The 11,014-nt window shown below is 37.4% G+C and carries 11 protein-coding genes; 4 read left to right on the top strand and 7 right to left on the bottom strand.

Translation table 11 applies throughout. The annotated features are described in order from the left end of the window. Positions 1–141: 141 nt before the first annotated feature. The 3 genes from FTU45_RS14190 to FTU45_RS14180 all read left to right on the top strand — a co-directional run bounded on the left by FTU45_RS14190 (position 142) and on the right by FTU45_RS14180 (position 1,829). Positions 142–408, top strand: a complete 267-nt coding sequence (locus tag FTU45_RS14190) for a hypothetical protein (RefSeq protein WP_006581723.1) — start codon at positions 142–144, stop codon at positions 406–408. Between the two features lie 17 nt (positions 409–425). Continuing rightward, positions 426–1,145: a hypothetical protein gene (locus tag FTU45_RS14185; protein WP_001218546.1), complete on the top strand. Its 720-nt coding sequence runs from the start codon at positions 426–428 to the stop codon at positions 1,143–1,145. Positions 1,146–1,358: 213 nt separating this feature from the next. Then, entirely contained in the window at positions 1,359–1,829 is a 471-nt protein-coding gene (locus tag FTU45_RS14180; RefSeq protein WP_180076612.1) for a spore coat U domain-containing protein, read from the top strand. A gap of 12 nt (positions 1,830–1,841) precedes the next feature. Here the strand turns inward: FTU45_RS14180 and FTU45_RS14175 are convergent, their stop codons facing one another. Genes FTU45_RS14175 through FTU45_RS14160 form a run of 4 tightly spaced genes read right to left on the bottom strand, consistent with a single transcriptional unit; the run spans position 1,842 to position 6,518 of the window. Beyond that, a complete protein-coding gene (locus FTU45_RS14175; protein WP_180076611.1) occupies positions 1,842–2,828 on the bottom strand; it encodes a spore coat U domain-containing protein in 987 nt (328 codons plus the stop codon). Beyond that, entirely contained in the window at positions 2,819–5,167 is a 2,349-nt protein-coding gene (locus FTU45_RS14170; protein WP_180076610.1) for a fimbria/pilus outer membrane usher protein, read from the bottom strand. The genes FTU45_RS14175 and FTU45_RS14170 overlap by 10 nt, the downstream gene beginning before the upstream one ends. Before the next feature lie 37 nt (positions 5,168–5,204). Continuing rightward, positions 5,205–5,954: a molecular chaperone gene (locus FTU45_RS14165; RefSeq protein WP_180076609.1), complete on the bottom strand. Its 750-nt coding sequence runs from the start codon at positions 5,952–5,954 to the stop codon at positions 5,205–5,207. 24 nt (positions 5,955–5,978) lie between these two features. Further along, positions 5,979–6,518, bottom strand: coding sequence for a spore coat U domain-containing protein (locus FTU45_RS14160; protein WP_180076608.1), 540 nt, complete (start codon positions 6,516–6,518; stop codon positions 5,979–5,981). 743 nt (positions 6,519–7,261) lie between these two features. Here FTU45_RS14160 and FTU45_RS14155 point away from each other — a divergent pair. After that, positions 7,262–7,465, top strand: coding sequence for a hypothetical protein (locus tag FTU45_RS14155; protein WP_057979931.1), 204 nt, complete (start codon positions 7,262–7,264; stop codon positions 7,463–7,465). Positions 7,466–7,722: 257 nt separating this feature from the next. Here FTU45_RS14155 and FTU45_RS14150 read toward each other — a convergent pair whose 3' ends face one another. From FTU45_RS14150 to FTU45_RS14140, 3 genes are all read right to left on the bottom strand, one after another. Beyond that, positions 7,723–8,286: a plasmid replication DNA-binding protein gene (locus tag FTU45_RS14150; RefSeq protein WP_071852027.1), complete on the bottom strand. Its 564-nt coding sequence runs from the start codon at positions 8,284–8,286 to the stop codon at positions 7,723–7,725. Positions 8,287–8,349: 63 nt separating this feature from the next. After that, positions 8,350–9,243 (bottom strand): replication initiation protein RepM, encoded by an 894-nt coding sequence (gene repM, locus FTU45_RS14145; RefSeq protein ID WP_071852025.1) that lies wholly within the window; start codon positions 9,241–9,243, stop codon positions 8,350–8,352. A gap of 527 nt (positions 9,244–9,770) precedes the next feature. Next, a partial coding sequence (locus FTU45_RS14140) for a MobA/MobL family protein (protein ID WP_180076607.1) occupies positions 9,771–11,014 on the bottom strand: 1,244 nt, incomplete at its 5' end.

The raw sequence follows: 11,014 nt of genomic DNA, 5'->3' as shown, positions 1-11,014 counted from the left end.
GGAGACCCCAATCGGACTTGCAAACGAAGTTTGCATAAGTGCGCTCTTCGAGGAAAACATTACTATACATATAGCACCTTGAATGCATATTCAAGTGCGCTTATGTTAGGGATGGTTTCCCAGGATGATGGTATTGGATTAATGAGCGTTACTGAAACACTAGACAGCAAAATTAAAGCCCAGGAAGAAAAGCTGAAACAGCTTAAAGCTCAAAGACAAGCAGCACTTGCAAGAGAACGTGCTAAAGAGAAAGAACAGGCTCGTAAAGATGATACTAGACGCAAAATTCTAATCGGATCTTGTATGCTAAAAATCACTGAAGAAGATGAACAGGCCCGGGCAAAATTGATTGCACAGATGGACAAGTATTTGACTGATGAACGTGATCGTAAGCTCTTTAATTTATAAGTGATAGGAAATCAATCATGGCATTGAGCCAATTCGATATTATTAAGTCTTTAGGTGAATCTATTGAATGGTTTGAAAAAGAACTCTCTTGGGGAATGCCTATTGCAGAATTAAGGCATTTAACAGGAAGAATTGGGGAACTTTATGTAGCTATGATGACCTTAGGACAATTAGCTGATTCAGTTAATCAGAGAGGTTATGATGTAGTTTCCAGTACTGGACAAAGAATTTCTGTTAAGACTGTTACTACAGCAAGTCATGTCGATTTTAATCTTAAAACGATTGAGTTAGTGGACAGAATTATTGTTTTAAGAATTAACCCAGAGGACCTCTGTATTGAAGTAGTCTATGACTTAAATATGGAGCAGTTTCAGGCTAAGTCACGAGAATACAAAGGGAAATATATTTTAGGTATTTATAACAAAATACTTTTAGCTAATTCAAAAATAAATATAGGGTTAAATATTCCTACTGAAACAGAACTGAAAGTTGAAAATAATCATGAGCTATTGATTTTAAATAATATTTTTTATGATGGATATGAGATAAAACAATATGAAAATGCAAAAATTGAAGTTTATAAGGATGGTGAAAAACAACCATCAGCTAAAGAAATTTTGAGGCAGATAGCCCTCCCTTTAAATGTCTCTTTAAATAATTCAGCCGGAAATCCTAAAAATACTCAGCAATTAGGGGATCATGTGATCAAGGCAATAAAGAACTTTAGATCAACCTGATTTCGCATAAGAGTTTTTATGTTAAATCTAGCCTGTTTGCCCTTTTATTTTTGAATTGTTTAATAGATGGCAGCATAGTCGAGTAAAATCGAATAATATGATTAGAATCATGAAATTTAGTGCGTAATCCAGACTATTACTTTAAATAGTTACCTTTTTACTCTCTACAATTCAGATTAATATAATTATCTATATTGGATATAGGCACATTCAATGAAAATTTTTAAATATTCATTTGTAATTCTAGCTGTAGTTTCAGTCTCTGCTTATACCATGAGTGACCGGCAGTCCACACAGTTTCAGGTCAAAATGAAAGTCAATGAAATTTGTGATATCGGTACAGGTTCTACTTCTAATATAGATTTTGGTACAAGTTCTCGTAATACCCAAAATATCCAGGCAACGGGAAGTTTAAATGTCTCGTGTACTAATGGTACGCCTTATAATATTTCACTAAATAGTGATGGCACACTAAAGAATACCCAGGATGCTTCCTTGAAGCTTTCATATCGACTTTATCAAGATGCATCTATGAGCAAAGAATGGGGAAACAGCTCTGAAAATCGTTTTTCACAACACGGTACAGGACAAACTCAAAATATTACTATTTGGGGGAAAGTGCCAGATACTAATGTCCCTGCCGGTCAATATACAGACACAGTCACTGCTACAATCACCTATTAAATATAGGTTTTTCTAATAAGTTAAAGTCACAGTAATGGTGTCGGAATATTTCCCTATACTGTTGATCCTTTGTGATGGAACCATTGCATAAACAGGGATAGTCTGGTTGGTTATAGAATATAAAGTATTCGCCTGCCAAGCGTTCGAGTGACTTGGGTTCTGATATAAATTATATTGAATATAACTTCCTAAAGAATTTTTCATACGTCTTTGTGAGCCCAATGGATTTATACCATTATCTAAACTTACCTTCATATTGGTACCCGTTGGACACGCTAATTGAATAGTCCCTGAACGATATAAAGTATTATTCAATAGCTCCACTGAACCAAAATCTATATCTGAGGCTGATAAAATCAAACAGCTATTTTCATAGTTAGAATTGACGACCATATTGTTAGTCGGGCTACTTTGACTAGCTAGAGCTTCCAGATCTGAAGGTGCATCCAAGCCATAGCGATAAGCATAGTACAGCTTTATGGACACATTATTGGTTTTATAGGAGCCCGCAGGTACATTTTGTCCTGCAAGAACTTGACCATACATTTTGATTAATGTACTCGGATCTCCTGTCTTAGCACCTACTCGAACAGACTGGCACTGAGCTGTATTTCTAGCGTCTGAGTTTGGTATCTTGCGCGTGCGTGCGACATCATAATATAAGTTATAATTTAATAAGGAAGCAGGATTGGTATCATAGTTAATCATTGTGCGAGGGTCTTTAGCCGCTGGATCTATACTATCAACCACCATACACATCTTATATGTCACGGGCTGACTCCAGTTTGAATTACATGTTACGGTAATATCCGTAGAGGCAGTCATCGAACCTTGAATGTTCGCTGTGCCTAGGCTTAAATTACCTCCACCTACCCAACAACTCTCTGCATAAGCAGATGACGAGCCTATGCTATAAGCTAAAAAAAATAAGCTCATCCAAGCTAAGCGCTTGATGAGGCTATAAGCTCTGATTCGGTGAAACCGATGATTTATTGACATACCACCCTTCCTAAATCGCTAAAACCTTCAAGAGTGGAAACTTCAGGAAGATTCACTTGGCATTGCTTAAGCTCATCGCCAATATATAATTTATTATTTTTCACATCATCTAAATATACAATACCATCATGCGCCACAATGGTTTTAGGAGACTGTTGTGTTGATGGTTGAATATCCCAAACAGATTTACCCACTGCTAGATTCTCTCCCTGATCGTCGACTGCCTGTAATTGAACAGATTTCACTTGATACATTGGAAAACGAACAAATACACCACTTGCCTGACGAGGTACAACATCTTGCTGTGTGGTTTCTATTTTTACATCCATGGGTAGATTTAGCGTATCAACTGCTACACTATTATGCTGATATGGATTTAGACGATCCAATAGCAAATATCCTTTACGATTAGTTTTACCAATCAAACGATTCTCCATACGCACCGGTACACCATTAATATTATCTGTTGAAACAATGGCAAATGAACCGTTACTCAAACGTGTGGGTAGTATTACATCTTTTAGAATAACTAACCCTCCGTTGACTGAGGCAAATGCACTGGTATTATTTTGTTGGTCTGATGCTGTATGTTGCACATTTAACTGTGCTAACCCATAGCGACCGAGATAGTCGATCTGCCCCTGAAATTGTGAGTATTGATCTGTACGATTGGCCATGGCTTGCCATCCCATCCCTCCCTGATCTTGATTTAGCGCATGCATTATATTGAGACCAAACTGTTGGTTATCATGACTACGCTGTATTGATGCTGTGGCTGAGTTGCGTTGCGCCCAAGGGATATTAAGTGATAGATAGTAACTATCTTTTTTATTAATTAAATCATGACTATAACCTAAATTCATGTTCATACGTCGCGGCAAGATATAAGACCAGTTCAGCAATACAAACTTACTCTCTTGCTCTGTGTATTTTTGCTGGATATAGCTACTTCCCAACTGACCAATTTTAGTATTAAAACCTATATAAAATTGGTCTGATTTACTGGCAAATGCCGCATCATTCAAGCTGGCAATGTCATTAAACTCACCAAACTGTCGTAGTCCATTATAATTTAAACTTATTAATGTAGAGTTCCAGCTATAACCTAGGCCTAATAATTGTCCATGTTGCTCAGGTGTACGACTATAAGCATAAGAGAGATTAAGCTGTCCTGCACGTTTGCCTAATTGATAGAGTGTGCCTAGTCCTACCTGTTGCAATTGATCGGTCAATTCAGTATGTGTTTCCAGAGTAAGTTTATTTAATATTCCATAACGATAGCTCCCACTAAATGCAGGATCTTGTGCATAATCAAATGAAGATAAGCCATAATTTAACTTTGGATAACCTACATTAAAAGACCAGTCATTTAAGCCTTGTGCGAGTAGGTTATTTGTACCATATAAGGGAATACTCAGTACTTGCTGTTGGCCATTAATATCTGTAATGACCATTTGTGCATTGCCTGCACCTGTAATACTCGGTACTGATTGAATATCAAATTGCCCAGGTACTATATTTTCTGAAAACTGCTTAATACCATTAATTATTAGATCCACTTGTGACGGTAATGCTACCTGGCCTTTAAAACTCATTAAGGGAGTCGTCACGGTATAGGGTTGTAAAGCGAAATTTTTCGATAAGCTAAGACCACTCAAGCGAGTAGAGCGTGTCCATGACAGTGCATTACTTTGTGCATCACCTAAACGTAGTCTAAGCAATTGTTCTGGGATATCTTTTTCCCAATATGTATCCAGTATATGATGATTTATAAAGGCATTATCTTGATATTGGTAGTTACCAGAAAGGCTGAATACCCCACCAAAAAGCCCAAAAACACGAAATTCATTCCAACCATTTAAAGAAAATATATTCTCATGCTGCTGAGCAAAAGCAGTGTAATTGAGCAAGACACCTGTTTTTTCATGCAATGGATTAACTTTTGCAGCAGGCAGATGCTGATAGCCATATTGATGTTGACTGCTTAACAGTGTAATAGGTACTTGGATTGAAATTTTTTGATTGAGGTCGTCATATTTATAGCTTAGCCCTACAATCTGATCAAGTGCGATATAGGATACCTGATCAATTATGATTGGTGCTATCTCGGTAGTAATGGCGAAATTTTTTAAGGAAGCTACATCAATATAGAGTTGCTGATCTTGTTGTAAAAAATGACCAATTTGAATCTGTGCAGACTGATTTACTTCTACATCCAAATATAATTCCTGTTGAATCGCACTGTCTATATTATTGGATAAGTATTGTTCTGCAAATGTTGTCGGTGCTGTGACCAGCATCATTCCTGCAAGTATAAAATTGCTTGCTCGAACATTCAATGATCAGAAGCTCCCTATACCTAAAGCTTATTCTGTATCAGGGAGATAATGGTAGAGTTTGTTCACGAAGATCCATATTAACTACAGCTATAAACTTTCCACCACGCGTAACATTTATATTATTTGGAATTTTCCATTGCATGCGTTGCCCACTAAGCACATAACCCATCAATCCCATTTGAATTGGTATTTTTTTGCCGTGCGCATCAATGTAGGCAAACTGACTAAAGCGCTTATAATGACTAGACTGATTGTTGATTGTTAGTGTTTGCGTATTATATTTAAAGCTTATACCTTGCAGGGATGTTATGCCTTGATCTGTATCATTACTGTCCGATACTTTTAAAAAAACAGGAATGGAATATTTGAGTAACAATTGTAGACCACTTTGTACATCAGTCTGGGAGTTAGGTAATTCATCCACGATGAGCCGATAAGCTTGTTCAGTCGTATTTGCTATTTGAGTATTGCGGATCAATCGAACCAATTGCCGTTGTCCGGCAGGAATGCTAATGACCATAGGACTAGCAATTAAATCTTTGGAGTTTGTTAAAATATCTTGTTGATTGCTTTGTGTCCAAGCGTTCACCCTTACTTGTGCACGAATACTCTCATTACCTGTATTGGTCAACCAAAGTTCTTTGACTTTTTCTTGTGGTGAAAATTCTAATAAAATAGGCGCAACTTGCAAACTGGCAGCATGCGCCTGTGTTATAGAAATACTAGCTGCCAAGATTCCTGCACCACAAATGTGAAATACATGAGAGAATTTGGCTGGCGTTTTCATGTGGACTCTTTACGATAATAAAAATTAATAAGTTACTGTAGCTGTGACGGTATCTGCATAGTTACCAGCGCGTACATTTGTAGAGCCAGATAATTTAGCAACTACAGGGATAGTCTGTACAATACCTGAACCAGTTGAAGAATATTGGTTATTGTCGTTGTCCCACTCTGCTGTATCACTGGATGCTTTAAATAATTTATAAGCAATGCTAGACGTAGGGTCAGTCGTATGGGTCATTTTCCCACTACTAGATAAACCAACGCTGTAGGGTGTTTGACTGGTACAGGTTACATTTAAAGTACCAGTTTTATCTGTTGCTGCCATACCACTATTTACTTCACTGAAATCGATATCTGTAGCACTGATCGCACATGTTGATACGACTTCAATTTTAACTTTAAAAGTTGCATCCGCAGTTTTAGTAGAAGCATTCGTCTGTCCTGCTATAAATACGCCAGAAGAAAGCAATAATGCTGTAGTGATAAAGTTTTTCATATAAGGGCCTATTAATAATGAAACAGATGGTTTTTTTAAAAACTTGCTGTTATTTTTTAATAGTTTCATAAAAAAATTTTACTACTAAAAAATAGAGTGTGAAACATATCACATTTTATGACTTTTTCAATATTTATTGACGTTATTTTAAGCGACTTTAATTCGTATCCTGGACGGCACACCCGACGCTGATTTAAGAAATCTAAATAATAAAAAACCCCAGCATCCTGCCGGGGTTTTTTATTGTTGCTGATTGTGCTGTTGTACCCTCTGGTCCATGTGCAATAACTTATAATTTTTGTTTTATGTTATGGAACTTCCTGTTCCTGATGAGTTCATCATAGGAAAATTCACCTATCCTGGATAGCCGCAAAGGGCCGAGTTTTATGTGAGCCAAAGCGTACAAAATAGCCTAAATTTTATCCCCAGCAATTGGGGATAGTTTTGGAACCTGGATCCGTATGAAATGGGCACTGATTGCTAAATTGATCATTTTTTTAGCCAATTTTCTTGGCAAAAACTATCAAAATCGATCATAAAAAAGCCGACTTGTTTCAAAGTCGGCTTTTTACTGATTTTAGGGTTGAGTGTTAAATTTTAAGTAATTGATTTTTATATTAATATACAAGTGTATTGCGTATAAGCGCCATTATGTTAAGTGAACAATAATTTCGTCGAATATTCAGGCTCTCAATTCTGCAAAACTTGCAGAATCTTGTCTAATTTGTAATCCTTGCGGCCAAGGGTGTCTAGCTAAGCTAAGGCAGGTGTTTGTTGTAGTCGGGCCGCTATAACGGATGACGAGTGCCTGTATGTTTAACCTAAATATCTTTAATAGGATCTCTAGCGAAGTATTGACCATCAAAAATGATCTAGAGCTGAATTCTGAGAATCAACTGATAACTAAATATAAGACTTCTACTTCTGAAGATTATAAAAAAGCAATTATTTTGATTTTTAAAGAACGTGGCTATACCAGGTTAGAAATAGGTCAGTTACTTGAAGGCCAACTGTAAAGACTTCCTAAAATTAACATAATACACCTTATACGAAGTGCTATTTTTATTCCTTTAAAATCAATTTCTTATATACTATTCAAAAGCCCATTTACCCTCAAATGGGCTTTTTTTATGTTTTTCCTTGTTCCACGCTTACTATTTGATCAATGTTCCATAACTTTGTTCAGTTTCAATAAACATCATCCGGTTTTTTGGTGAGTCATTATTTCATGTGCTTGCACTGAAATTGGCTCATCAAAAAATTGGAGTCCTGGCTAACCATAGGGAAGGAAAAAACGGCTCAGGAAGCCTCTCTTCTTAGGTTGAGGCTCAACGTGTTCTGGAACAGGGATACGTTTATTCTCTGAAGTAGTCAATCCGTCCTCTTTAAGCTGTTTTGACGGAATATTGGTAGTTATATCATCTGAGTTAGGTGAGATCTTACTTTCAATATTCTCTTTATTTGAATCAATATTGGATTTTAGGGGCTTCATTTCAATTAGTGTAAGAAGCGTATCGATACGAGCATTAGCTTTAGTCTCTCTATCTTCTGCTTTTTCTAATTGTTTCTTCAAAAAATCGATCTGATTTTTTAATTCTATAACTGTTTTATCAGTGTATTCAGATGTATCTAGGTTTTGTATTTGAGGTGTATCAATACGTTTTGGCTGTTTTCCACTAAACGGTTCACCATATACTCTTAATAACTCTGAAAAGTCTATAAAGCCATCATGATCACGGCTTAATACCCCATTTTTTATATCTTTATAAAGTGTCGCTCTAGATTTTTTATACAGTGTGGCAGCATCACTAACACTGTATTTTGTACTTGTTTTCATAGTGTATTACTGTGTATTTAAGATACGTATTGCAGAATACAATAAGTGTATTCTTCAATACACTCAAGGTTTGAAGCCTAAGTTCCGTAAGTAAGGTAAAAACGGCTTCTGTTGTTTTGGATCTCTCAGTTTTTCCTTGATTTTTGAAGCTAATATTTCATAGCTCTCACCCTCAAGTGCTAGATGAGAAAGTTCATGTAGACGTGATAGTTGATTACCAAACATATTTATCTGAGCATCTGTTAACTTATAGAACTCTTTCGGTATGTCTTTACTTTCCTGACCAATACTTCTTGTTTTTTCTTTAAAAGAAAAAGTAATGTGAGTAACTTTACGACCTGTTTTTTTCTGCTCATAAGTCACACGTAAAGGGCTGTATTCATTTATTTGATCTACAGCAGTATCAATTACTCTTTTTTTAAAATCAGCAAATAACGGATACTTTTTACCTAGTTCCAGCATGGTTCTTAGATTATCAACAGAGATTTCACGCTTACCTATTTGTCTGTATTGCACCAGTAACTCATAAATACGGATACCGTACCCACTGTTGATACCTGCAATATCAGATAGAGCATATTTCGTAAACTCTCTACTTAGGTTAGATATAAAAGGCAAAATTGGTTTTGAAAAGCGAATACCAATGACACTTTGACTATCTAAAAACTGAACCTCCTGTACCCATCTCATTTTGATAGATTTATCGTCCACAGAAAGGTTGATAGATCTTTCATAAAGTCTATTAATCCCTTCTTTTAAATCTCTATAGGCTGTTTTTTCGTGTACTCCTAGAAGCTGTAATTCATTAACACTCACTGGGTATAACTCATCATCTGTGATGGGTTGATTCTTTGGAATACGTGAAATGGCTGCTAAGACAATACGTTGCTCTACTGCACTTAATTGATATGAAGCTTCTATAACTTGATTTGATTTTACAACTTGATTCTTATCCAAAATAAAACCATTTAATCTTTAATATATGACAAATATATACTTGTCATAGTTAGTAGTCAATCCGTCATAGTTAAGTAGTCAATCCGTCATAGTTAGTAGTCAATCCGTCATAGTTAGTAGTCAATCCGTCATAGTTAAATGCTGAAACCATTGCTATTAAAGGCATACAGAGGGCTGAAAAGATTTAAAAGATTTAAAAATAATTAAAAAAGGAAATTTGAAAAATTGCCCTTGGTTTTCGCTACGCTCAAACTCTATTGAATCTCGCTTTCGCTCGATTCGTCGGGGCAATTTTTGGTTCATATTTTCGTGAATTTGAGAAAAAGAAAAAGCAAGATCAAAAGCAGCTCAGAATTCGCTTCGCTCATGAGCTTTTTTTCTCGCTACGCTCGATTTGGGAATCAAACTTGGAAAGTTCGCACCCATGCGGGATGCTCTGTGATGCAGGTGATTGATGGATAGGGAGCTTGTAATCAGGGAAAGGGATGGGCAAATTTTCTCAGTTCGCTCGTAGACACTCGCTCTGTTTAGCGACTCATGCCACGAGATTTCATTTTAGGAGCTTGTTGCTGTGCTTTGAGCTGTTGTTCTTGTCTGAGTTTCATCTGTTGTTCTGCTTTGATCTCATCCACACATTTTTTAATGACTTGATAGGATGGGTATAGAGTCTGGTATTGCTTGGCTTTGGCCGGATGTTGTTGTTGGTACTGCTTCCAGGCATGTTCTTTAAACTTTTCATTTTCCAATAAATCCTTCACACCATGTTTTTTCTGGTGTTCATGCTGACCTTTCAGCTTTTTGTGTTCCTGGTAAATCGCATCACGTTGGGCTTCCCAGGCTTTTTTTCCAAACAGTAAGGGTTTGTTCTGGGTTAATTCGTGGTGTTGATCGACTAGGCTTTGCAATTTGTCATGACTTTGCTTGAGTCCGCTTTTCACGATCTCCTGGGCAAGCTGCTGATTGAACTCGTTTTGATGTTTGTGGTGCTTGGTCAGGTTTATTTCGGCTTGTTTTAGATTGCGCTGCATAAAATCCAGGTCTAGATTCGCGTCTTTTGCGCTGATTTCGCGTTTTAGCACTTTGCCAAGGGTTTCCCTCTGTTTTTCCTCAAACAGGGCTTTTTCGTCAATTGGTGGCGTTTTAGCGCTATTTTTGATTTGGATCTGCTGTTCTGTTTTCAGTGTGCTGAGTTTTATCTCATTTTCAGCAATCAGCAGATCCATATTTTTGCCGTATTGCAGCTGAGCCTGATTTCTCTGTTTGATTTCATCATTGCTGCGGCTGATTTCGGTCTCAATCCCTTTTCGGCGTAGTTCGGTGACTTTCGGTCCTTCGTGCAGGGTCGCTTCCAGGCCATTCTCCTGGTCTTTGTAGCTGCGGTGGTCGACTCGGGCGGTGTATCCGGCTAGATCCAGGTGCATATTGCAGATATCGGCAAAGTGTTCGCGCCAGTGTTCAATTTCTCCACTGTGTTTCTGATCCAGTTCCCGGGTTTTCTCAGTAAAACCTTCCGGAGTGAGCTTACGTGTGCTCATCAGGATATGGGCGTGATAATTGCGTTCATCACTGCCGGATCCAGTATGCGGTGCATGGATACAGGCATCGACGGCCACCTGATGTCTGTCCACGATACTGGCGCATAGTTCTTCGAGCATGGCCAGACGTTGTTCCTGGTTCAACTCACTTGGAAAGGCAATTTCAAATTCCCGGGCGACTGTCGAGTTTTTTCGGGTTTCTCGTTGTTCCACTTCGTTCCAGAGTTTTCCCCGGT

Origin of the sequence: Acinetobacter sp. YH12106, assembly GCF_013418995.1 — a bacterium.
GTDB lineage: Bacteria > Pseudomonadota > Gammaproteobacteria > Pseudomonadales > Moraxellaceae > Acinetobacter > Acinetobacter pseudolwoffii.
The sequence above is the reverse complement of the archived record's forward strand: the minus strand, read 5'-3'. Positions and strand labels throughout refer to the sequence as shown.